Raw genomic sequence first — 23,845 nt, 5'->3', positions numbered from 1 at the left:
TTCAACCACACTCATGCAGGCAAACGCATCGTGATCCGGCAATCGCTCGCCATCCTCATCATCGAAGACAACGCGCAGCTCGCGGCGAACCTCTACGACTATCTGGAAGGCTGCGGCCACAGTCTCGACGCGGCGCCCGACGGCGTGTCGGGGCTGCATCTGGCGTCGTCGCGCGACTACGACGCGATCGTGCTCGACTGGAACCTGCCGCGGCTCGACGGCCTGACGGTGCTGAGGCGATTGCGCGGCGAGGCGAAGAAGAAGGTGCCGGTGATCATGCTCACGGCCCGCGACCAGCTCGCCGACAAGATCGACGGATTCGAAGCGGGCCTCGACGACTACCTCGTGAAACCCGTGGCGCTGCCCGAGATCGAGGTGCGCCTGCGCGCCCTGGTCGCGCGCCGCAAGCAGGCCGCGGCGCCCGACGACGTGCTCGCCGTCGGCGACCTGCGGTTCGATCTCAAAACGATGGAAATCCGTCGCAACGACCGGCGCATCGTGCTGACGCGCATCGGTCGCCGCCTGCTGGAACTCCTCATGCGCGAGAGCCCGCACGTCGTCACGCGCGCACGCCTCGAGCGCGAGGCGTGGGGCGACAGCCAGCCCGGCACCGACCTTCTGCGCTCGCACATGTACGTGCTGCGCCGGGCGATCGAACACGACGCCGAGCCGCCGCTGCTGCATACCGTGCCGGGCGCCGGCTACCGGTTGCACGCCGTTGAATAGCCGCACGCCCGTCATCGGCGGACGCCGCAGCGTGCAGCGGTGGATCAGCGCCGCGCTGATCGTGTTCGGCGTCGTGATGGTCGCGTCGCTGACGCTGCAGGCGTTCAGCAGCCAGCGACTGCTGGAACACGGATACTGGACGGAACTGCTCGAATCCGTATCAGCCGACCACGCCGCGCGCGTGCGGCGCGGCGAAGCCGCGTCGCTTCCCGCCGTCGGCATCGTCCGGTCGTGGTACGTCGAAAACGGTCGCAACCCTTCAAACGCACCGGACTATTTCGCCGCGCTGCCGCTGGGCCACTACTCGTCGGAAGGATGGGGCGACATCGTCGAGACCGACGACAGCTTTCACGCGCTCGTCGTCGACCTGCCGCCGGGCCGGCTGGTCACCATCGTCGACATCGGCGAACTCGAAGACCAGCAGAACCTCGACTCGCTGCTGAGCGGCATCTGGGCGCTGCTGCTGATCGCGCTGATCGCCGGCGTCATCGCCTGGCTGCACGTCAACTTCGTGCGGCCGGTGCGCGACCTCGCCGAGCGCATGCGCAATATCGATCCCGGCACGCCCGGCGCGCGGCTGCCGACGACCTACGGCCGCGAAGAAATCGCCGTGATCGCGCAGGCGAGCAATGCGCACCTCGAACGCGTCGAGCGATTCATCGAGCGCGAGCGCAGCCTGCTCGACCAGGCGAGCCACGAATTCCGCACGCCGATCGCGGTGATCGCCGGCGCCGTCGACGTGCTCAAGCAGATCGCGCTGCCCGACGCGTCGAAACCCGCGCTCGGGCGCATCGAGCACGCGGTCGAAGACCTGTCGGAAACGATGGTGGCCCTGCTCTACCTCGCGCGCGAAGCGAGCCCGGACGGAGAGCCGGTCGACGTCACGGTGCTGCACGAACTCCTGCCGCGGCTGGCGCGCGACCACGAACATCTCGTGCGCGACAAACCGGCGCGGCTGCGCGTCGGCGACGTCGAACCGACGTTCGTCGCCGCGCCCGAAGCGATGGTGCGCATCGCGGTGAGCAATCTCATTCGCAACGCGATAGAGAACACGGCCGCGGGGCATGTCGAGCTGACGCTCGCCGGCGGCGTCGTCTGCGTCGCCGACTCGGGCAGCGGCTTCGATCCGGTCGAAGCGGCGCGCCGCTATCGCGACAGCCTGCGATCGTCGGCGCCGGTGCGCGGCCAGGGACTCGGGCTGTTCCTGATCGGCCGCATCTGCGATCGCTTCGGCTGGAAGCTCGCGATCGAACCGGCGGCGGCCGGCGGCACGCGCGCGACGCTCGACGTGAGCGCGAGCGTGTTCGTCCCTTAAGCCGCGTTCAGCGAAGCCGCGCCGCACACGACATTTCGGCGACATCGCCGCCTCATGCTGCAGTGGACGTTTGCGGCCGCACACGCGGTGCGGCAGACGCGTATTCCACTCTTGCACGAGGTCAGGCTTCCCATGATGAAATTCCTGTGGCCCGTACTGCTGTCCGGCCTGTCGTTCGGCGCCGCCGCGCAGTCTCCCGACGCCGACGAAGACTCGCCGGGCGGACCGCCGCAAGGCTGGCAGCTGGGCGTGGCGGCGGCGGTCTTCGCGAGCCCGTATGCGGGCGAAGGCTCGCGCGTGATGCCGATTCCGCTCGTGTCGTACGAGGGCGAGCGCTTCTGGTTCCGCGGCATCTCGGCCGGCTGGACCGTGCTCGACCTCGGCGGGATCGAACTCGCGGCCGTCGCGAAGCTGCGCTTCGACGGCTTCGACGTGAAGGATCTGGGCCGCCGGGAACTGGCGCGCAACGGCATCGACTACCGCAAGCTCGACGACCGCGCCGAGGCCGTGGACGTGGGCGTCGCGATGCAGTGGCGCGGCAGCGCCGGCGAGATCGAAGCGGAGATCCTCACCGACGCGACCGACAAGAGCGGCGGCCAGGAATTCCAGATCCAGTACGGCTACCCTTTCGAACTCGGCCAGGGAACGCTGACGCCGCAGGTCGGCTTGACGTGGCAGTCCAAAGACATGGCCAACTACTACTACGGCACGCTGCCCAAAGAAGTCGCGCGCGGCGTGATCGACTACAAACCGGGCGCGGTGACGATCGGGCACGTCGGCGTGTCGTACTTCCGGCCGCTCGGCGAGAAGTGGTCGATGATGGCGGACGTGAAGTACAGCCGTCTGCCGGATGAGATCAAGAAAAGTCCGCTCATCGAACCGGGCAAGAACGGGACGGTCGGCGTGTTCGTGGGGTTTTCGCGGGCGTTTTGATCGACGGCGGCGAACGACGCCACGCAACGACGGTGCGGCACTCCCTCTCCTTCAAGCGCGCTTGGGGGAGAGGGCCGGGGCGAGGGGCGGCGCGAAGGATCGCGTTGCGGTCGGGCTGTCGCGACAGCGAAGTCTGGATTCCGGCGTGCGGAGGAACGACGAGCCGAAGCGAAGGACCGGCTAAGCCGAACGCAGAAACTCCCGCCAGGCATCCAACCCCGCCGCGATTTCCGCCCGCCCGTACCCCACCCGAAACCGATCCGTCGGCACCTGCGCCAACGGCGATTCGAACACGCTCGCGGGCAGCAGCAGCACGCCCGCCTCCTCCACCAGCCGCCGGCAGTGCGCTTCGACGCCGTCGGCGCCGAGGTAACGCGCGAACCCGACGCAGCCGCCGCGCGGCGTCTCCCATTCGTACAGATCCGGCCGCTCGGCGAAGAAGGCGCCGACCGCGCCGAGATTATTTCTGCACAGTTCCAGATTGCGCGACAGCAGCGTGTCGCTCGCGCCGAGCGCGATGCATGCGAGCACTTCGCTCGTTGCCGCGTTGCAGATCGACAGGTAATGCTTCATGCGCTCCATGCGCGTCAGCAAGGCGGCGTCGCGCGTCGCGATCCAGCCGATGCGCAGGCCCGGCAGGCCGTACGCCTTCGACATGACGTTGAGCGACACGCCGCGCGCGGCGATATCCGCCGCCTGCGGCAGCCGGTGCGCCGCGTCGCGCTCGAGGCCGCGGTACACCTCGTCGCTGAAGAGGTGAATGCCGCGCTCGTCGCACAGCTGCGCCAGCGCCCGGAACGTCGCCGCGTCGGCGATCGCGCCGGTCGGATTGTTCGGGAAGTTCACCGCGACGAGCTTCGTGTTCGGCCGGATCAGCGCGCGCAGTTCGTCGGGATCGGGTTGCCAGCCGTTCTCGGCGCGCAGGCGCCAGCCGGAAACGGCGCCGCAGATCGACGCCGGCAGCGTCTCCATCGACTGGTAGTTCGGCACCGTCACGATCGCGTGGTCTTCCGGCCCGAGCAGCGCGAGCATCGCGCAGTACAGACCCTCTTCCGCGCCTGCGAAACACAGCACGTGTTCGGGCGCGATCGTCTCGTACGTGCGCGCGATCGCGCGGCGCAGCGCGGGCGAACCCCAGGTTTCGGTGTAGCCGAGGCCGAGCGCGTCCCACGCCGCGCGTTCGGGTTCGTCGGCGAGCGCGAGCAGTTCGGCCAGCGGCAGGCTTTGCGCGTCGCTCGCGGCCATATTGTATTTTGCGTTGAATTCCCAACGGGAAAAATGCGTTTCGAGGCGAAAATCGGGCAACGTCGTCATGGGGCGGAAGTCGTCGGGCGCCGGGCGTCGGCGAGATAGTTGTAGATCGACGCGCGCGAAGCGCCGATCAGGCCGGCCAGGTGCTGTGCGGCATGCCGCGTCGCGAACACGCCCTGCGCATCGAGCGCGGCGACCAGCGCGACGCGGTCGGCACGCGTCAGCGCCGCGAGCGCGATACCGCGTTCGCGCAGCCATGCGTGCAGCGCGAGATTGATCCGCTCGCGCCAGTCCTGCGCGAACAGCGTCGCCGGTCGCTCGGTGCGCGGCGCGACGAACGCGGCCAGCACGCGCATCGCCTCGTCGAGCCGGGATACGTCGAGGTTGATGCACAGCAGCCCCGCCGCGCGCCCGCGCGGCCCGGGCAGCACGGCCGTCACCGACTTGATGCGGCGGCCGTCCTCGCCGGTTTTCTCGTACGGACCCAGCACCGCCTCGCCGCGATCGAACGCACTCGTGTCGTCGTCGAGCAGCGACGGACTGCCGATCTTGCGACCGGACCAGGCGTTCCAGATGCCCGCGACGGTGCCGCTCGCCAGGTCGTGCAGCACGACCTCGGCGTGCGGGTACAACAGTGCGCCGATCGCCGCGGCGGTCGATGCGTGGCGGTCGGCGGGCGAATCGGAACGTCGCGTCATTTTTAGATGATACATCCAATTTTTTCGATTCGTCTATATCGCCGGATGCCAAGGCCGCGTCACACCGACGAGACCGGTTGAACCGAACACCAGGCCTTCAATGCACCCGCACATCCATACTTTTTGCAAAGACTCCCCCCGAAAACCCGCGAACGCTCGCCGCCCCGGCACCGCGCCGCTACCATGACGCACATGCCGGTTCACGCCGGCAAGACGCGCGGACGTGGTTCCATATCCGCACAGGCGACGAGTTCGGGACAACCAGCGAAAAACCCATGGCGCAAGACGACAAGGAAACCTCGTGGCTCGGCGACCGGCCGATCCAGGTCAAGCTCGCACTGGCGTTCGGGGGCGTCCTTCTGGCTTTCGTCGCCGCCTGCGTCGGCATCGTCGCCGCCCTCAATCAGCAGTTGGCGGCGCGCGAGTCGCTGGAGCGCACGTTCGGCGTCATCGACGCGCTGCAGAACGTCGCGCTCGGCGTGCGCGAAACCGAGCTTGCGGTGTATGCGCGACTGGCCGACTCCGCCACCGCCGCCGCCGACACCGACCGCGTTGCGGCGGCGCGCAAGAATCTGGACGCTGCACTGGCGACGCTGGTTGCGCGCAGCAAGGACGACGCGGCATTTCGCACGCGCGCGCTGCAGGCAGAACAGCGCGCGCGCGACTGGCTCGCGGTCGCGGTCGAGCCGATCCTCGACGAAGCCGCCCGCTCGCCGGCCGGCACGGACCGGGACGCGCGCGAACTCGAGCTGTCGCGCCGATTCGGCACGGTCGACCGGGCCAACGGAATACTGCTGTCCGACCTGCTGCACGGCAACCAGACGGCCGCGCGCGAAGAACTCGACGCGCGAACCGCCGAGCTGACGCGCGCGGTCACGACGACCGAAATCACCGTGCTGGCGATGCTCGCGCTCGGCATTCTCGTCAGCGTCGTGGCGCTGTGGCTGTCGGGCCGCCTGATCGTCAGACCGATCCGCCACCTCACCGGCCTGATGACGCGCCTGTCCGAGCACGACCACGACATCGTCGTGCCGCAGCGCGGCCGCCGCGACGAAGTCGGCGCGATCGCGCGCGCACTCGAGGTGTTCAAGGAAACCGCGATCGGCACGTGGTGGCGCAACTGGACCAAGACGAACGTCAACGAGCTCGCCGCGGCGCTGCAGCGCTGCGTCGACGCGCAATCGTTCGCCGACACGCTGTGCGCCGAACTCGCGCAGCGGCTCAAGGCCGGCGTCGCGATCTTCTTCGCCTACGACGACGAGCGCCGGCGGCTCGATCTCGCCGGCAGCTACGGCCACAAGCAGCGCCGCCACCTGGAAACGTCGTACGCGCTCGGCGAGGGCCTGACCGGCCAATGCGGCCGCGAGCGCAAGACGATCGTGCTCGAACCGGTGCCCGACGACTACGTGCGCATCCACTCGGCGATCGGCGAAGCCTCGCCGCGCGCGATGATCGCGCTGCCGCTCGTCGCGACCGACCGCCTGCTCGGCGTGATCGAGATCGGCACGTTCGCCGCGTTCACCCGCGAGCAGCAGCAACTGCTCGACGAACTGCTGCCGCTGGTCGCGCTGTCGTTCGACAACCTCAACCGCGCGGTCCGCACGCGCGAACTGCTCGAGCGCACGCAGGCACAGGCGCAGGAACTCGTCGTCTCCGAAGAAGCGCTGCGCGTGCAGCAGGAAGAACTGCGCTCGACCAACGACGAATTGCAGGGCAAGACGGTCGAACTCGAAGAGCAGCAGCAGCGCCTGCAGGCCTCGGAAGAAGAACTGCGCGTGCAGGCCGAAGAGCTGCAGGCCTCGAACGAGGAACTGCGCCAGAAGACCGAGACGCTGAACGAGCAGAAGCAGGTGCTCGAAGCGCTGCAGCGCGACACCGTGCAGAAGGCCGAGGAACTCGCGCGGGCGAGCCAGTACAAATCCGATTTCCTCGCCAACATGTCGCACGAGCTGCGCACGCCGCTCAACAGCATGCTGATCCTGTCGCGCAACCTCGCCGACAACGACGACGGCCGCCTCGCGCCGGACCAGGTCGAGTCGGCGCGCGTGATCCACGACGCAGGCAGCAACTTGCTGCGCCTGATCAACGACATCCTGGACCTTTCGAAGATCGAAGCCGGCAAGATGGACGTGCTGGTCGAGCCCTGCGCCGTCTCCATGTTCGTGCAGAGTCTGACACGCACGTTCCGACCGCTCGCGCGCGAGAAGGAACTGCGCTTCGAGGTCGCGGTCGACCCGGCGATGCCGGCGCAGATCGACAGCGACGCGGGCAAGCTCGACCAGATCGTCGGCAATCTCGTCGGCAACGCGATCAAGTTCACGCGCGACGGCGAGGTGTCGGTGACGATCCTGCCCTGCCCCGACGCGCTCGCCGCGAGCGTGCGCCTGCCGCCGCGGGAGGCGTTCGCGGTCGTCGTCGCCGACACCGGCATCGGCATTCCGCAGCACAAGCTCGACGCGATCTTCGGCGTGTTCGAACAGGTCGACGCCAGCACCAGCCGACAGTTCGGCGGCAGCGGCCTCGGCCTGTCGATCGCGCGCCGCCTCGCGCAGCTCCTCGGCGGCGACATCGTCGCCGAAAGCACCGAAGGCCGCGGCAGCCGCTTCACCGTCGTGCTGCCCCTCGTCGCGCAGACGCGCACGCCGGCCACGTCCCAGACCGCCGCGCCGGTGCCGACGCCGCTCGCGCCGATGCCGCCGCCGGAGCGCGCGAACGGCCAGGCACCGCGCGTCGATGCGCCGTGGATCGACGACGACCGCGCCGCGATCCAGGCCGGCGACACCGTGATCCTCACGATCGAGGACGACCCGATCTTCGCCAAGGTGCTGGTCGACCTGATCCGCGCGAAAGGCTTCCGCGCGCTCGCCGCCGGCGACGGCGAATCCGGTCACGCGCTCGCCGCGCACTACCGGCCGACCGGCATCCTGCTCGACGTGCTGCTGCCCGGCATGGACGGCTGGGCGGTCATGCGCCGCCTGCGCGCGAGCCCCGCGACGCGGGACATTCCGGTGCACTTCGTTTCCGGCGTCGACGAATCGGCCCGCGGCCGCGAACTCGGCGCCGTCGGCTTTCTCACCAAGCCGGCGCCGCGCGAGGCGCTGCTCGGCGCGTTCGACCGCCTGCTCGCGAACGAGCACGGCCGCCAGCGCAGCGTGCTCGTGATCGACGACGATCCCGACGCCTACGCGATCGTCGAGACCATGATCGCGTCGCCGAACGTGCGCGTGGAAAACGCGCACACCGGCCGCGAAGGACTCGACGCGTTGCGCGAGCGCCAGTTCGACTGCCTCGTGCTCGACCTGACGCTGCCCGACATGTCCGGATTCCAGTTCCTCGACGAGTACGCCAAGCTCGACGGCACGCCGCCGGTGGTCATTCACTCCGCGCGCGACCTGTCCACCGACGAAAGCCTGCGCCTGCGCCAGTTCACCGACAGCATCGTGGTCAAGGGCGCGCGCTCGCCGCAGCGCCTGCTCGACGAGGTGCGCCTGTTTCTGCACAGCGTGCGCCGGCAGGCCGAATCGTACGTCCCGCGCGATGTGGAAACCGGCCTGTCCGGCCGTACCGTGCTCGTCGTCGACGACGACATGCGCAATATTTTTGCATTGTCCAAAACGCTGCGCACCAAGGGACTCAACGTGCTCATGGCGCAGGACGGCGTCAAGGCGCTGCGCCAGCTCGACGACAACCGCAAGATCGAACTCGTGCTGATGGACATCATGATGCCCGGCATGGACGGCTACGAGGCGATCCGCGAAATCCGCAAGCGCCCCCAGCTCGCGAAACTGCCCGTCATCGCGATCACCGCCAAGGCGATGCGCGGCGACCGCGACCGCTGCATCGAAGCCGGCGCGAACGACTATCTCTCCAAGCCGCTCGACATCGACAAGCTGCTGTCGATGATGCGCGTGTGGCTGCACGCCTGATGGCGCGGCCCGACGTCGAGGAGGTCGAGCTCGAACTGTTCGTGCGCGCGCTCAAGCTGCGCCACGGCTACGACTTCGGCGAATACGCGCGCGCGTCGTTCCGGCGCCGCGTCAACGCGCTGCTGCAGGGCATCGGCTGCGAAACGATCGGCGAGCTGACCGCACGCGTGCTGCGCGACGACGCGCTGCTGCCGAAGGTGATCGCGGGCCTGTCGGTGCCGGTGTCGGAAATGTTCCGCGACCCCGCCGTGTTCCGCAAACTGCGCGACGAGGTGCTGCCGCTGCTCGCGTCGTACCCGCACATCAACATCTGGCAGGCCGGCTGCGCGTTCGGCCAGGAAGTGTATTCGCTCGCGATACTGCTCGAAGAAGCCGGGCTGTACGACCGCACGCAGATCTACGCGACCGACTTCTCCGACGCGGCGATCGCGCGCGCGCAGGAAGGCATCTTCCCGGCGCGCGAGGCGCGCCTGTACTCGGAAAACTACCTCGCGGCAGGCGGGGCGCACTCGCTCGCCGACTACTACCACGCGCGCTACGATCTCATCACGATCGACGCGGCGTTGAAGCGCAACGTCACGTTCGCGAACCACAATCTCGTCTGCGACGGCGTCTTCTGCGAAGCGCACCTGATTCTCTGCCGGAACGTGCTGATCTATTTCACCGACTCGCTGCAGAACCACGTGCTCGAACTGTTTCGCGACAGCCTCGTGCGCAGCGGCTTTCTGTGCCTCGGCACGCGCGAGAACATCGCGTTCGCGCGCGCCGCGCAGAACTTCCGCGCGATCGACCCGCGTCTGCGGATCTTTCAGCTCGCACAGCGATGAAACGCCGCATCGACCTCGTCGCGATCGGCTGCTCGGCGGGCGGGTTGCGTGCGCTGCACACGCTGTTCGCCGGGCTCGACCGCCGCTTTCCGCTGCCGCTCGTCGCGGTCTGCCACACCGGTTCGGACGATGTGAGCCTCCTGTGCGAACTGCTCGCGCGCTCGGCGACGCTGCCGGTCGACGAAGCGACCGAACGCACGTCGCCGCTGCCCGGGCGCATCTACGTCGCGCCGTCGGGCTATCACCTCCTGCTCGGCCGCGACGGCCGCTTCGCGCTGTCGGCCGAGGCGCGCGTCGGCTTCGCGCGCCCGTCGATCGACGTGTGGTTCGAATCGGCATCGGCGGCGTGCGGCGGCCGCGTCGCCGGCATCGTGCTGACCGGCGCGAACAGCGACGGCGCCGACGGTCTCGCGCGCATCCGCGAACGCGGCGGCATCGCGATCGTGCAGGAGCCGTCCGACGCCGAGGTCGACGTCATGCCGGCCGCCGCGCTCGCCGCCGCCGGCGCCGACCACTGCCTGCCGCTCGCGCAGATCGCACCGCTGCTCAACCGGCTGTTCGTCGAATGAACGGCGCTTCGCGTTGAAAAAAGACACCGCTGTCAAACGCTCCCTACCGAGGTTCGTCGCCCGCGTCGCGATGTCGCCGCACGCATACGCACGCTGATGCCGCCAAACTGAACTTTGTATTTCGCAGCATAAATTCACGACCTTACAGTTGTTTACCGTGCATTTTCGTACGTTCGATTTCGCGCCGAGTAAGATAGCGTCGCGCCGCACGGCGCCTCGGAGGGCGTATGGGGGAAGGCCGCACGACTGCGCCGCGGTGCTTGCGAGGTTGCAAGCCCGAAGCGCGGCTCGTCCAAGAACGCCGGCGACAGGGACGCGCACCATGATCGAATCGACGCTACGTCCGAAGGTGCTCGTCGCCGACGACAACGAACACAATCTCATCGCGATGCGCCGCCTGCTCGGCCGCTTCGAGATCGACATCGTGGAAGCGCGCACCGGCAGCGAAGCGCTCAGCGCCACGCTCGATCACGATTTCGCGCTCTTGCTGCTCGACGTGCACATGCCCGAGATGGACGGCTTCGAGGCGGCGAAACTGCTCGCGCAGGAAGAGGCGACGCGCTACCTGCCGATCATCTTCGTCACCGCGACGCACGCCGACGACCTCAACCGCCTGCGCGGCTATGGCTTCGGCGCGGTCGACTACATCACCAAGCCGGTCAACGAATCGATACTCCTGTCGAAGGTGCAGGTGTTTCTCGAGCTGTATCGCCACCGCAACGCGCTGCGCGTCGCGGCCGAAACGCTGCGCGAGCGCAACCGCATGCTCGAAGCCGAGATCGCCGAGCGCCGGCGCGCCGAAGAACTCGTGCGGCACCAGGCGATCCACGACAGCCTCACCGGCCTGCCGAACCGCCTGCTGTTCGAAGACCGCATCGAAGTAGCGATCGAGCGCTGTCGCCGCGACTCGTCCCGTTTTGCACTGATATACATCGACATCGACCATTTCAAGCCGGTCAACGACCGCTACGGCCACCTGGCCGGCGACGTGCTGCTCGTCGGCGTCGCGCAGCGGCTGCGGCAGGCGATGCGCACCGGCGACACCGTCGCGCGCGTCGGCGGCGACGAATTCGTCGTGATCCTCGAGCGCGCGCCCGATATCGAGGCCGCGTCGCGTCGCGTCGAGTCGCTCGCGATGACGCTGGCCGCGCCCTACGCGCTGGTGCTGCGCGAAGAGACCGTCGAAGTGAAGATCAGCGCGAGCTTCGGCGTCGCGCTGTACCCCGATCACGGCGACGACTACGACAGCCTGCTGCACGCCGCGGACGATGCGATGTATCGCGCCAAGCGCGACCCGGCGCGGCGCTATGCCGTTGCCGAGGCCGACGACGACCGCTGAATCGTTTCGCTCAGCAGACGATCGAGCGGTGCGGCATCCGTGTCGCCGCGCGTCGCGAGCGTCGGTCCGATGCGTTCGTAATGCGCCAGCTGCTCAGCCAGCCACTCGGCAACGTCGGGCGGCAGCGGCGCGCGGTCGGCCTCGTTCGCCGCCGTCTTGGCCGCGTGCAGCGCGGCGATCATCGTGCGCTCCGCTTCGCTCACCCACGGCGCTTCGACGAGCCGCGCGAACGGCGTCGGCGGGGCCATGCGCGTCTGTTCGATCCAGCGGCAGGCCAGCAGCGGCCGCAGCGCGTAGAACACTTTCTTCAGGCGAACCTCGGGCGCGCACAGATGGTCGCGCCAGGTCGAACGCGCGGTGCCGAGATAGTGGAACAGCGCCTTGGCCGGCCGGAACAGCGCCGGTGCGAGCGCGCGCAGACGCGCGACGAACGCGGCATCCTGCCGATACACGATCGGCGAATCGAGCCATTCGAACGGCGTCGCGTTGCCGCCCGCCATCAGACGCAGCGTCTTGCGCAGCTCCCAGCCCGCAAGGTCGATGTCGCGCGGCAGCATCGCTTCGATGACGCCGGGCGGATCGTCGATCGCCAGATACTTTTCCAGCGCATGCGCATACACGAAGCGCACGTCGTAGTCGCTGTCCGGCGAAGCGAAGCCCCACGCGCGGCTGCCCGACTCGGCGGCGAACAGCACGCGCACGCCGTGGCGCGCTTCGACATCGGCGAGCGCCTCGCCGATGGCCTCTTCGATCGGTGCTTCTACGCGCATCGCGTTTCCCAGGCATTGGTGAGGTCGAGCAGCAGGCGGTCGGCCCGCGCGACGTCGCAGCGCTCCGGCAGATCGGCGGTCGCCTTGAGCGTTTCGCAGTCGGCCGCGATCCCCTGCGCGAGTTCCATGACGTCTTTGTACGCGTAGCGGCCCGCGCGGATGTCGAGCAGCGTCTCCAGCGCGTCGCCGGCGAAGCGCACGATCGGTTCGCCGCGTTCGAGGATCGAACGTCCGGACAGCAGCAGACGCACCGTGTGCATCAGGTTCTTGGCGTCGTAGTCGATCTCGCCGCACTCCTGCTGCCGCCAGCGCGCTTCGTTGCGCTCGGCGCGCCAGGTCCAATAGTTGCGGTGATCGTCGCACGCCTGCCGCCACGCCTGTTCTCGAAAGATCAGGAGGCCCGCGTAACGCGCCGTCTCGTCGGCCTCGGGTATCGATTCGAGGGCGAGCGTCTCGTTGCGGAACACGCCGCGCGCGGCATCCCCATAGTGGTACAGCCGGAACATCTCGCGCGCGTGTTCGAGCCGCGCGGCGTGAAACTCGGCGAGGTTCCAGCCCAGATCGGCGAGCGCGCGCGGACGCATCGGCGCGCCGTCGGCGCGCGCCGGAATCACATGGCAGAACGCTTCCTTCGCCGGCGCCTGCCGCGGCTGCGGCTGGTTGATCCACTTGTTCTGCCCGCGCGCCTTCTTGATCTGCGAAAACGCGTAGCCGACGTGGCTCGCTGCGCACTCGCGCGTGACGAACGACGCGCGCGCCGCGATCAGCGCATGCATCTGCGGCGTGCAGACGCGCACGCAGTCGTCGGGCAGATACACCAGTTCCAGAATATTCGGGTTCGCCGCGGCCAGGAGTTCGATCGTGCGGCGCAGGCTGTAGTAGACGACGTTGTTGCGTTCGTCCGCGACCTGGTTCGGCGGCGCGGCGAGCGCGAGGTACGCGTGCGCCGGCACCGCGAACACGCCGCGCACGTCCTCATCGCTGTCGGCGTTCGCCGTGCCGTACGCGCGGCTGCCCGCCACGGCTTCGAGCAGCACGTGGGCGCGGCGATGGTGCGCGAGAGCGTCGAGGTCGAACACGGGCGTTTCGGAAGCGATTGGCAAAGCGACGAGCTTAGACGACAAAACCGGCTCAGCGATAGTCGTACCGCACCTCGACGCTCCACGTGCGCTGCGGATACGGATGAAAATTCCAGTATTCGCGATTGTTCAGATTATCGACGCCGACCGACCCGCTCCAGCGCTCGTCGAGCGCGAAGCGCGCACGTGCGTCGACGACGAAGAAATCGCTGACGCCGGTGTACGACGCGCCGTTCGGATCGGCGTTGTCGAGCGTGTTGAACTGCTTGCCGCTGTAGCGCGCCGCGAGCGTATACGTCCAGTGCGCGCCCGCCCGATACGTGCCGACGAGGTTGGCGCGCCAGCGCGGCACGCGCGGCTGCCACTTCCCGACGCTCGCCGGAAAGTTCGCGTTCTCGCGGATGATCGAATCGGCGAACGTGACGCTGCCGAGCAGATCCAGCCCCTCGACGCCGACGCCCTGCGCGGCGTACGCGAGTTCGAGGCCGCGCGTCTCGATGCGATCGACGTTCTGGATGTTCGTCACCGTCGGCGTGACCGTGACGTTCGTCTGCGAGTACAGCGCATCGCGCGTGCGCTCGGCGAACACCGTCGCGCGCAGGCTGCCGCGTTCGAGTTCGTGCACGCTCGACAGCTCGGCCGTCCACGCGCGCTCGGGTTTGAGGTTCGGATCGTTGTTGACGATCGCGTCGGCGGAGATCGAGCCCTGAAACAGCTCGCTGACTGTCGGATAGCGCACCGAGCGGCCGAGCGACGCCTTCACCGTCCAGTCGTCGGCGACCGCCCAGGCCAGCGCCGCCTTCGGCGACGCGTCGGTTTCGTCGCGACGCGCGAAGCGCAGCGTGCGCGACGCGTCGGCGAGTGCCCCGTCGTGCGCCGACCAATCCTCGTAGCGCACGCCGAGCGTCGCGGTCCAGCGCGCGTCCATGCGCCACGTGTCCTGCGCGTAGAAACTCGTGAGATCGGTGTCGCCGCGAAACGCCGAGAACGGCGCCTCGGCGCGACCGCGTATCCAGTCGCTCGTGGTCGACACCGCCGTGCGCAGCGCGTACGCGTCGCGCTGCACGCCGGCGTCGACGACGTGCGCGGCGTTTGGCCGCCACGTCGCGGCGAACCACACGGCGTCCCAGCCCGTGCCGTCGCCGTTCGCGATGCGGCCGGCGCCGCCGGCGTCGGCGAGCGGTCGCGCGACCGTCGGCGAACGCACGAGATCGCGCGCGTAGTCGTACCGGCTCGCGCTCAGCGTGTAGTCGAACGTGCCGCCGCTCGCGCGCTTGAGCGTCGCGCCGATCATGCGATGCCGAAGGTCGGCGCGCTGCAGCGAGATGTCGGTCGGCGCTAGCGTGTAGCGATCGGCGCCGACGACGACGTTGCCGGCGTAGACCGGATTGCCGGCGGCGTCTTCGATGAAGCTCTGCGAATCGCGGAACACGTCGTTTTCCCACTGCGCCGCGACGACGCTCGCGCGCAGGTCGTCGGCGACGTCGTAGGCCAGCTTGATCTTGGCGTGGTCTTGCACCGTGTTCGTCTGGCTCGTCGCGCCGAACAGCCACCACGGCTGCTCGCGCGGATTGCGGCCGGCCACGGCGCCGTCGACCGGCGTGCCCGCGGCACCGGGTGCTCCGGTTACGGGCGTGCCGGCGCTGACGAGCCGATTGGCGAATCCGATCGGCTGGCTTTCGCTGTCGAGGCGGCTGAGATTGAGCCACCACGCGAAGCGGCCTTGCCTGTCCCCGATCGACGCGCTCGTGTGCCACGCGTCGAACGTGTCGTCGGTGCGGTACAGCGAATAATTCTGCGAATACCAGCCGGCCTTGACGTGCGCTTCGAACGCCTGCGGCATGCGCGTGACGTAGTCGACGACCGCGCCGACCGAATTGCCGGCGTACGCGGCCGAGAACGGACCGTACAATACGTCGACGCGTTCGATTTCCTCGGGCGTCACGAGCCCCCAGCGCGGCGTGAACGTCGCGCCGTTGCCGAGCAGGTTCGAGATCTGTATGCCGTCGGCGAACACGAGCGACCGCGCGCTGTTGCCGGTGCCCGAAGCGCGCGTGGCGAGCACGGCGTGATCGTAGTCGCCGATGTAGCGCTTGCGCACGAGCAGGCTCGGGAAGTATTTCAGGGCGTCTTCGCTGTCGGTCGCGTTGATGCGCTCGTCGATCTCGACGGCGGTGATGCCTTCGGTCGTCGTCGGAATCTGCGTCGGCAGCGACGTGGGCTGCAGGCCGCGCACGTCGACGGTGTCCAGGCGCGTGGCGGTGTCGGCGTCGGCGGCCGTCGCCGCGACCGGCAGCAGCGTGACGAGGGCGAACGTGGCGGTCGAACGACGGTTCATGAGGGGCGCATCCTGCAAAGATGCGCGAAGGGTAGAAGTTCGTTTTGCCGCCGCGCATGCGACCGAGTGTCGCAGTGGCGACATCTTGAAAACCACGCAACCGGATTGCGCCAGGGAGGCACTCAATGACTTTGCACGACGCGATTCCCGGTGACGCGGCTCGGCCTCTGTACCACGACTGGCGCGTGACGCTGGCGCGCGCCACGCCGACGATGCGCATGCCGCCGAGCCGCCCGCTGCGCGATATCGAAGCGTTCCTGTTTCTGCATGCCTGCGATGCGAACGGCGACTTCGTCAGCGCACTGCGATTCGCCTATCGAGCACCCTACGCTACCTTGCGCAACGCCTTGAGCCCCTCGTCGCGCAACGCGCCCGGCGCGAGCGCGCGCACCGCGCGGCGCAGGATTTCCTCGTCCTGCCCTCGCCCGAGCGCGTCGGCCTGCTTTCCGAGCCGCTTCGGCGGCGCGATGTCGCGCCGCGCGGCCTTGTAGGCGTCGACGGCGGGCGGCAGCGACGGCTCGCGTTGCGCGAGCGATTTCAGCAGGTCCATCTGCATGCGCAGCCGCCGCAACCGCCGGCGCCAGCGGTGCCGCTCGTGCGCGCCGCGATGCGCCTGCGCGCGGCGCTGCGCCTTGTCGCTGCGCCGCGCCTGTCGCGTCAGCGCCGCGGCCACGGCCCGCCGGTCGAGCCGGCGCCACGGCAGCGTCGCCAGCGCCGTGCGCAGCGCCTGCACGCGCCGCCGCCGCCGTTCGAACTGCGGATCGGCCGCGACCGCACGCGCGAGCATCTGCGCGCGCCGCTCGCTCAGCGCGGCACGCAGGCGCAGCCAGACGTCGCGGCGGCTCGCCTGGTCGGCCCGCCTGCCGATGCGTCGCGCGGTGTCGACGACGACCTGCGCGTCGCGCAGCGTCGAAAGACTCTTGCCGATGCGCGACAGCGTCGCGTCGAGGGCTTCGCCGGCATCGCCGAACGCATCGTCGCCGAGCGCGAGCAGCGCACGCAGCCGGCGTATCGCCTTGCGCGCCTCGTGCACGCCGCGATGCCGTGCGCGGCTACGCGACAGCGCGGCGTCGATCGTCGCCAGCTCGCTCATTGCGACGGCTTGCAGCGCGGCGCCGAGCGGTCCGGGTGTTGCACCGTTTGACTTTTTTCACAGGCCGATCCGGTCAGGGGTCCGACGGCAACCTTTCGAGGCTACGCCAATGCGGCACGCGTTTCCAGGCGCCGCCGGCGCGGCCGTCACCGGCGCGTCATGAACGGCGCCTACGCTGCCACGAGCCTATGCCAAGCCGCCGACTACGATGTCCAAGCCGAACCTGCGCGACAAACTGGATCACCGTCTGTTCAACGCGATCTATTCGCGCAACCTCGTCTACAACGCGTGCTGGGAAGATCCCGCGGTAGACCGCCAGGCGCTCGCGCTCGGCGCCGACGACACCGTGCTCGTCATCACCAGCGCCGGCTGCAACGCGCTCGACTACGCGATCCAGGGGCCGCGCCGCGTCTACGCGGTCGACGCCAACCCGCGCCAGACGGCGCTGCTGCAGCTCAAGATCGCCGGCATCCGCAAGCTCGCGTTCGACGACTACTTCGCGGTGTTCGGCGAGGGCTATCACCCGCGCTTTCGCGAGATCTACCACGACGCGCTGCGCGGCGAACTCGACGAATTCGCGCGCGCCTGGTGGGACAAGCACTGGACCTGGTTCGCCAGCGCCAACGCGAGTTTCTATTTCCACGGCCTCTCGGGCATCGTCGCGCGCAGCTGCCGCGCGTACTTCAAAATGCGCCCGAAGCTCAAGCACGCGCTGACCGCGCTGTTCCAGTCGCGCGACATCGACGAGCAGCGCGTGATCTACGACGATCGCGTCGCGCCGCTGATGTGGAACCGCGCCGTCAACTGGGTGCTGTCGCAGCAGTTCGTGATGAGCCTTCTCGGCGTGCCGTATCCGCAGCGCAAGCTCGTCGAGGCGCAGCACGCCGGCGGCGTGTCGGGCTTCATCCGCGAATCGGTGCAGTACGTGTTCCGCCAGCTGCCGGTCGCCGACAACTATTTCTGGCACGTCTACGTCGCCGGCCGCTATCGCCGCGACTGCTGTCCGGAATATTTGAAACAAGCCAATTTCGAACTCCTGAAGAGCGGTCGCGTCGACGCGATCGAGCCGCATACCACCACCGTGACCGAGTTCCTGCGCGGCCACGACGGCGCGATCTCGCGCTTCGTGCTGCTCGACCACATGGACTGGATGTCGAGCTACTACCCCGAAGCGCTCGCCGAGGAATGGGAAGCGATCCTCGAGCGCGCGGCGCCGCAGGCGCGCATCCTCCTGCGCAGCGCGCACGAGAATCCCGCGTTTCTCGATACGCTGCGCGTCGGCCCCGAGCGCCGCCCGCTGCGCGAAGTGCTCGCGTTCCGCGACGAACTCGCGCGCTCGCTGCACGTCGGCGACCGCGTGCACACCTACGCCGGCTTCGTGATCGCCGATGCCCCGGCTTGACGCGCTGCGCGCCGACGTCGGCATTCTCGTGCAGATGCTGCGCGGCATGCCGCGCGACCTGACGCACGCGCAGCGGCTCGAAGCGTTCTACGCGCCGCAGGCCGCGCACTACGACGCGTTTCGCGAGCGCCTGCTGCAGGGCCGGCGCGAACTCGTCGAAAGCCTGCCGCTGCCCGACGGCGCGCACGTCGTCGAACTCGGCGGCGGCACCGGCCGCAACGTGGAATTTTTCGGCGAACGCATGGCGCGCATCGCGCGCGTCGATGTGGTGGACCTGTGTCCCGCGCTGGTCGAGCAGGCGCGCCGACGCAGCGCGGCCGACACACGCGTGCACGTCAGCCTCGCCGACGCGACGACGTGGCGGCCCGAGCGGCCGGTCGACTGCGTGTATCTGTCGTACGCGCTGACGATGATTCCGGAATGGCGCGCGGCGATCGGCAACGCCGTCGCGATGCTCAAGCCCGGCGGCACGCTCGGCGTCGTCGACTTCTACGTCTCCGAAGCGCGGCCCGCGCCGGGCCTCGTGCGTCACGGTCCGCTGACGCGCCGGTTCTGGCCGGCCTGGTTCGGCCACGACGGCGTCAAGCTCAGCGCCGAACCGCTCGCCGAACTGCGCGCGCAACTGCCCGAACACACGCTCGCCGAATGTCGCGCATCGGTGCCGTACCTGCCGCTCGCGCGCGTGCCGTACTACCGCTTCGTCGGAAGGAAGCCCGCGTAGCGCGCGCCGCAACCGGGTTCGCGGTCGACGTATCGATGCCGTCGACCGCCACCGCCCGGAGTGCACCATGTCGCGTCTGTTCGCGTTTGCCCTCGCCTTGCTCGTTCCCTCGGCCGCACCGGCGCAGACGCCGGTCGAATTCGTCGACACGTACGCCAAAGCGCACGACTTCAGCGGCACCGCGCTCGTCGCGAAGGACGGGAAGGTTCTCGTCGAGCGCAGCTACGGCGAAGCGAACCGCGCGTTCCACGTGCCCAACGGCCCGCGTACGAAGTTCTGGATCGCATCGATCACGAAGGCGTTCACGGCCGTGCTTGTACTGCAGCTCGTCGACGAAGGCCGCCTCGCACTCGACGGCAAGATCGCCGACTACCTGTCCGACTATGCCGGCGACGGCGCGCGCAAGGTCACGATCCACCAGCTGCTCAACCACACGTCGGGCCTGCCGAACTTCGACCAGGTGAAGGACGCCGAAACGGCGATCAGGAGCGGCCTGCCGAACTACCAGACGCCGTACACGCCCGAGCAGCTCGTCGCGAAATTCGTGAGCGGCGCGCTCGTGGCCGAACCCGGCAAGGCGTTCGACTACAACAACGGCGACTACGTGCTGCTCGGCCGCATCCTCGAACGCGTTTCGGGCAAGCCGTACGAGACGCTGCTGCGCGAACGCATCCTCGCGCCGCTCAAGCTCGCCGATACCGGCGTGCTCAGGCAGTACGAGATTCTCCCGGATCTCGCGAACACGTATTTCTTCCGCGACGATCTCAAAGCGATGGCCAACGCGTTGCCGGTGTATCCGGAAAACTGGTACGCGTCCGGCGCGATGTACGCGACGCCGGCCGACGTGCTCGCGTTCTCCGACGCGCTGTTCGGCGGCAAGCTCGTCAAGCCCGAATCGCTCGCGGCGATGACGAAGCCCGGACTCGACGACTACGGCTACGGCGTGTGGTCGTTCGACATGAAGGCCGGCGACCGGACCGTGCACGTCGTCAAGCGTCCCGGCAGCATCATGGGCGCGCAGGCGCAGCTGTTGCGCGTCGTCGAACCGGACATCACGGTCGTGCTGCTCGCGAACACCACGTCGGCCGACCTCGACGAGTTCGCGGCGAAGATCGCGCGACACATGATCGGCCGGGAGAGCGTCGCGCCTACATCCCGCGAAAGCGCCGCTGGAACGCGGCGCTGACCGGTAACCGTTCGGCCCTGCCCTTCACGCTCAGCCAGCAGCGGCCGAGTTCGTCCCTGCGCATGCGATCGACCGCCGCGACGCGCACGACGGTGCCGCGATGGATCTGCCAGAACGCGTCGGGATCGAGTCCGGCGACGAGCTCCTTGAGCGGCAGGCGGATCAGCGCGTCTTCGGCCTTGGTGGCCACGCGCACGTATTTGTCGTCGGCCTGGAAATACACGACGTCGTCGAGCGCGATCAGGCGCACCTCGTCGCCGATCGCCGCGGTGATCCAGCGGATCGCGTTGTCGCCCGCGGGTTTGAAGCGCGCGGCGAGTTCGCCGAAGAGCGCGTCGAGGTCGGGTCGGGCGCGCGACGCGAGCCGCTCGCGCACGCGCACGAGGCTCTGCGCGAGGCGTTCGATGCGAATCGGCTTGAGCACGTAGTCGATGGCGCCGGCGTCGAACGCGGCGACCGCGTGCGCGTCGTACGCCGTCGTGAACACGACGAGCGCGCCGTGTTCGATCGCCGCGCGCGCCACGTCGAGGCCGCCGACGCCCGGCATGCGGATGTCGAGGAACGCGACGGCCGGCCGGTGTTCGGCGATCGCTTCGAGCGCCGCGAGGCCGTCCTCGCACGGCACGATCGGGTCGAGGTCGGGCCACAGTTCTGCCAACTGCGCGCACAGCGATTCGCGCTGCGGCGCCTCGTCCTCGGCCACGAGCGCGACGAGCCGCGTCACGCCGGTTCCTCCAGCGGCACCCGCACCTGCGCCAACGCGCCGCGGTCGCGCCGCCCGATCAGGCGAAAATCGGCGCGCCCGCCGTAGCGCAGCGCGAGCTGTTCGCGCAGGTTGGCGAGCCCGAGACCGCCGCCGGCGCCGGACGCGAGACCCACGCCGTCGTCGGCGACGCGCAGCACGATCGCGTCGCCGTCGGCGTGCGTGCGCACCTCGACGTGCCCCGGCCCCGCCTTCGGTTCGAGGCCGTGCTTGATCGCGTTCTCGACGAGCCCGACGACGACGAGCGGCGGAAACGGCCGCTCGCGCAGTTCGTCGGGCGCGGCGACGTCGAACGACAGCCGCTCGCCCATGCGCGCCTGCATCAGTCCGAGAAACGCCGCGGCGAGATCGAGCTGCCGTCCGAGCGTGGACAATGCGCCGTTGTCGCCTTCTCGCAATTGCGGAATCGTCGCGCGCAGGTACGCGACGAGCGCGTCGAGCGCGGCCTCGGCGCGCCGCGGCGACTGCGACACGAGCGCGCGGATCGACGCGAGCGTGTTGAACAGGAAGTGCGGCTCGATCTGCGCCTGCAGCAGCGCGAGCCGCTGTTCGGCGTCGCGCTCGCGCAGGCGCAGCGCGTCGAGTTCGTGCTTCTGCCGGCTCGCCGCGACGCGACGCGCCTCGCCGAAATACGTGCGCAGCGCGAGGCCGCCGCCCAGGAGCCCGTACAGCACGAACAGCACCGCGAGGTTGACCGTGAGCGCGACGGCGCGTTCGGCGAATCCCGGCGGCGCGCGCTTGGGTATCTGTCCGTACGACACGGACAGCTCGAACATGCGGTCGAGCTGCGTCGACGCCCACCAGTCGATGACGCCGCTGGCGAGGATGCCGGCGAGCACCGCCGCGACGATCGCCCGTCGCTCGGTGCGCGCCGACCAGCGGCGGTGCCGCACCCACGTCGCGAACGCGGGGCCGGTGGACGCCATCAGCATGAAGCTCGCGAACAGATACACGCCGCCGAGCGTGCCGAGCGGATAGTCGCCGTCGATGACGCCGCGTCCGAAGCCGATCACGAGCGCGACCGAGCCGATGACGACCGCGAACACGCGCGTGCGGCCCGCGAACCACGGCGCGCTGAACGCCGGATAGTGCCGGTAGCGCGACCACGCGTGGTTGCCGGCCGCGACGACGTCGGCCGGCAGGACGCTCTCGAGCGCCACGTTATCGTCGTTCGCCACGCAGCTTCTGTCCGTTCTGTTCGAGAGTGACGGCCGCGACCTTGCCTTCGCGGCGCTCGAAGCGCAACTGCGCGCCGACGGCGTCGGCGACGAACACGTCGTCGCCCGCCGCGGCGACTTCGATCGGCGGCTGGCCGGTGCCCTGCACGTACAGCTTGCCGTCCTTTTCGAACACGGTCAGCGCGAAGCCCGGCACGAGCGGATATTCGCCGGCATAGGCCGCCAGTTGTTCGGGAGTCGGCACGACCGCGGGCTTGCCCGCAACCGCACCGACGCGCTGCGCGACCTGCGTGCCGCCGAGCTGGTGCCAGGCGAAGCCGTAGCCGCCGTCGGCCTTGCGGATCGGGGAGAGGCGCGCGTCGAATTCGGTCGTGAAGAAATCGCCGGCGCTGTCGTGCGACAGCACGAACGCGGGCTGTCCCTGCGCCTGCACGACGAGCGCATCGCCGCGCTTCGTCAGCGACACCTTCATGCCGGCCATCGTGTAGTCGCCGACGAGCGCGTCGACGAGCTTCGGGTCGGGCTTCGTCACCGTGCGCGGCGTACCGAGCGGCGTCGACGCGTCGATCAGATGGAGCCCCAATTCGTTGACGCCGTCGATCGCGGCATCGGCGAGCACGACCACGCCGCGCCGGCGTTCGGGATCGAAGCCCGCGAACGACGCGAAGCCGCCGGTGCCGCCGTCGTGCATCAGCACCGTGCGGCCGGCGAGCGGCGTGAGTATCCAGTTGATGCCCATTGTCGGCTGCGCACCGGTCTTCACTTCGACGTGCGTCAGCGCGATCGCGTCTGCGATCGTCGAGTCGCGCGCGGCGAGCTGCGCCTGCACGTAGTTCACCATGTCGCCGAGCGTCGCGCGCACGCCGCCGACGCCGGCGAGATTGCCGGGCAGCGTCCAGGGCGGCGTCTCGCCGCCGTTGCTCATGTGGCCGGCCGTCGCACGCACGCCGTCGGGGCGCTTGCCGATGTACGACTGCCGCATCGCCAGCGGCGCGAACACGCGCTCGCGCAGCAGCGTTTCGTAGTCGGTGCCGGCCATGCGCGCGAGCGACGCCGACAGCAGCATCGTCGCGTAGTTCGAGTATTCGAAAGCCGCGCCCGGCGCGCGCTCGAGCTTCGCGCCGGCGAGCGAGGCGAAAAGCGCGGCTTCGGTCAGCGACGCGTACGGGTCGGACAGATCGGTCGGCGCGAAACCCGGCGGCAGTCCCGGCAGACCCGACGTATGCGTCACGACGTGGCGCACGAGGATCGGCTTGCCGTCGAACACGGGCAGCTTCGCGTCTTTCGGCAGCAGGTCGGCGAACGGCGTGTCGAGCGACACCTTGCCCGCGAGGATGAACTGCGCGAGCAGCGTGCCGTTCATCGTCTTGGTGATCGAGCCGATTTCGAACGCGCTCGTCGCGTCGACGCGCGGCTTGCCGCCGCCGGCGCAGACGAACGCCCGGGCGACGCCGCCGCCGTCGCCGACGACGGCCGCGGCAACGCAGACGCCGCTGCGGTCGCCAGCGAAGCGCTTTTCGAGCACCGATCGGAGTTCGGCGTCGGTCGTGGCGAACGTGGAATGTGTGGACAAAGCGGAAATGACGGCGATGGCGAGCAGGCGAAGATGCATGGGGCGGACTCGTCGGAGGGAATGCGCCGCCAGCGTAGTGCGCGCGCTGCGCCGCGTGCGATTTTGCGACGAAACCCGGCCCTGCGCCGACGAACCCCGCCGCCGCCGCGACGAAAGCG

At 69.1% G+C, this 23,845-nt stretch carries 19 protein-coding genes; 10 read left to right on the top strand and 9 right to left on the bottom strand.

The genetic code is table 11. The features are described from left to right. Positions 1-30: 30 nt before the first annotated feature. The 3 genes from OD750_RS18725 (at position 31) to OD750_RS18715 (ending at position 2,974) form a co-directional block, all read left to right on the top strand. Complete coding sequence (locus OD750_RS18725) at positions 31-726, top strand: response regulator transcription factor (RefSeq protein WP_272842039.1); 696 nt, start codon at positions 31-33, stop codon at positions 724-726. Continuing rightward, positions 719-2,041 carry a sensor histidine kinase gene (locus tag OD750_RS18720; RefSeq protein WP_263542199.1) on the top strand — a complete coding sequence of 441 codons (1,323 nt, stop codon included), beginning with the start codon at positions 719-721 and terminating at the stop codon, positions 2,039-2,041. Before OD750_RS18725 ends, OD750_RS18720 begins: the two co-directional genes overlap by 8 nt. Positions 2,042-2,176: 135 nt before the next feature. Beyond that, complete coding sequence (locus OD750_RS18715) at positions 2,177-2,974, top strand: MipA/OmpV family protein (RefSeq protein WP_263542200.1); 798 nt, start codon at positions 2,177-2,179, stop codon at positions 2,972-2,974. A 180-nt stretch (positions 2,975-3,154) separates the two neighbouring features. Here OD750_RS18715 and OD750_RS18710 read toward each other — a convergent pair whose 3' ends face one another. Then, positions 3,155-4,288, bottom strand: coding sequence for an aminotransferase class I/II-fold pyridoxal phosphate-dependent enzyme (locus OD750_RS18710; protein WP_263542201.1), 1,134 nt, complete (start codon positions 4,286-4,288; stop codon positions 3,155-3,157). Beyond that, the gene (locus tag OD750_RS18705; RefSeq protein ID WP_263542202.1) at positions 4,285-4,923 is read right to left on the bottom strand and encodes a helix-turn-helix transcriptional regulator; all 639 of its coding nucleotides are present in this window, start codon (positions 4,921-4,923) and stop codon (positions 4,285-4,287) included. Before OD750_RS18705 ends, OD750_RS18710 begins: the two co-directional genes overlap by 4 nt. A gap of 275 nt (positions 4,924-5,198) precedes the next feature. Here OD750_RS18705 and OD750_RS18700 point away from each other — a divergent pair, with 275 nt between their 5' ends. The 4 genes from OD750_RS18700 (at position 5,199) to OD750_RS18685 (ending at position 11,584) form a co-directional block, all read left to right on the top strand. Then, positions 5,199-8,849: a response regulator gene (locus OD750_RS18700; protein WP_263542203.1), complete on the top strand. Its 3,651-nt coding sequence runs from the start codon at positions 5,199-5,201 to the stop codon at positions 8,847-8,849. Beyond that, a complete protein-coding gene (locus OD750_RS18695; RefSeq protein WP_263542204.1) occupies positions 8,834-9,676 on the top strand; it encodes a CheR family methyltransferase in 843 nt (280 codons plus the stop codon). The genes OD750_RS18700 and OD750_RS18695 overlap by 16 nt, the downstream gene beginning before the upstream one ends. Further along, the gene (locus OD750_RS18690) at positions 9,673-10,245 is read left to right on the top strand and encodes a chemotaxis protein CheB (protein ID WP_263542205.1); all 573 of its coding nucleotides are present in this window, start codon (positions 9,673-9,675) and stop codon (positions 10,243-10,245) included. The genes OD750_RS18695 and OD750_RS18690 overlap by 4 nt, the downstream gene beginning before the upstream one ends. 322 nt (positions 10,246-10,567) lie before the next feature. Continuing rightward, positions 10,568-11,584 carry a diguanylate cyclase gene (locus OD750_RS18685; RefSeq protein WP_263542206.1) on the top strand — a complete coding sequence of 339 codons (1,017 nt, stop codon included), beginning with the start codon at positions 10,568-10,570 and terminating at the stop codon, positions 11,582-11,584. Here the strand turns inward: OD750_RS18685 and OD750_RS18680 are convergent. The 4 genes from OD750_RS18680 to OD750_RS18665 form a co-directional block, all read right to left on the bottom strand. Then, a complete protein-coding gene (locus OD750_RS18680; RefSeq protein WP_263542207.1) occupies positions 11,551-12,354 on the bottom strand; it encodes a nucleotidyltransferase domain-containing protein in 804 nt (267 codons plus the stop codon). The two genes, OD750_RS18685 and OD750_RS18680, sit on opposite strands and share 34 nt — an antisense overlap. Continuing rightward, positions 12,345-13,433 carry a DNA polymerase beta superfamily protein gene (locus OD750_RS18675; protein ID WP_263542208.1) on the bottom strand — a complete coding sequence of 363 codons (1,089 nt, stop codon included), beginning with the start codon at positions 13,431-13,433 and terminating at the stop codon, positions 12,345-12,347. The genes OD750_RS18680 and OD750_RS18675 overlap by 10 nt, the downstream gene beginning before the upstream one ends. Positions 13,434-13,485: 52 nt before the next feature. Beyond that, positions 13,486-15,771 (bottom strand): TonB-dependent receptor, encoded by a 2,286-nt coding sequence (locus OD750_RS18670; protein WP_263542209.1) that lies wholly within the window; start codon positions 15,769-15,771, stop codon positions 13,486-13,488. 325 nt (positions 15,772-16,096) lie between these two features. Next, entirely contained in the window at positions 16,097-16,864 is a 768-nt protein-coding gene (locus OD750_RS18665; protein ID WP_263542210.1) for a CHAD domain-containing protein, read from the bottom strand. Positions 16,865-17,072: 208 nt separating this feature from the next. Here OD750_RS18665 and OD750_RS18660 point away from each other — a divergent pair, with 208 nt between their 5' ends. From OD750_RS18660 to OD750_RS18650, 3 genes are all read left to right on the top strand, one after another. Next, entirely contained in the window at positions 17,073-18,266 is a 1,194-nt protein-coding gene (locus OD750_RS18660; RefSeq protein WP_263542211.1) for a BtaA family protein, read from the top strand. Then, positions 18,253-18,987 (top strand): class I SAM-dependent methyltransferase, encoded by a 735-nt coding sequence (locus OD750_RS18655; protein WP_263542212.1) that lies wholly within the window; start codon positions 18,253-18,255, stop codon positions 18,985-18,987. The genes OD750_RS18660 and OD750_RS18655 overlap by 14 nt, the downstream gene beginning before the upstream one ends. Positions 18,988-19,054: 67 nt before the next feature. After that, positions 19,055-20,173, top strand: coding sequence for a serine hydrolase domain-containing protein (locus OD750_RS18650; RefSeq protein WP_263542213.1), 1,119 nt, complete (start codon positions 19,055-19,057; stop codon positions 20,171-20,173). Here OD750_RS18650 and OD750_RS18645 read toward each other — a convergent pair. From OD750_RS18645 to OD750_RS18635, 3 genes are read right to left on the bottom strand one after another with little or no spacing between them, the layout of a single operon-like run. Continuing rightward, positions 20,136-20,897, bottom strand: a complete 762-nt coding sequence (locus OD750_RS18645; RefSeq protein WP_263542214.1) for a LytR/AlgR family response regulator transcription factor — start codon at positions 20,895-20,897, stop codon at positions 20,136-20,138. The genes OD750_RS18650 and OD750_RS18645 overlap by 38 nt on opposite strands. Next, positions 20,894-22,114: a sensor histidine kinase gene (locus OD750_RS18640; protein WP_263542215.1), complete on the bottom strand. Its 1,221-nt coding sequence runs from the start codon at positions 22,112-22,114 to the stop codon at positions 20,894-20,896. Before OD750_RS18640 ends, OD750_RS18645 begins: the two co-directional genes overlap by 4 nt. Continuing rightward, the gene (locus OD750_RS18635) at positions 22,098-23,726 is read right to left on the bottom strand and encodes a serine hydrolase (RefSeq protein WP_263542216.1); all 1,629 of its coding nucleotides are present in this window, start codon (positions 23,724-23,726) and stop codon (positions 22,098-22,100) included. Before OD750_RS18635 ends, OD750_RS18640 begins: the two co-directional genes overlap by 17 nt. Positions 23,727-23,845 lie beyond the last annotated feature (119 nt).

Source organism: Tahibacter soli, assembly GCF_025717065.2.
Classification (GTDB): domain Bacteria; phylum Pseudomonadota; class Gammaproteobacteria; order Xanthomonadales; family Rhodanobacteraceae; genus Tahibacter; species Tahibacter soli.
The sequence above is the reverse complement of the archived record's forward strand: the minus strand, read 5'-3'. Positions and strand labels throughout refer to the sequence as shown.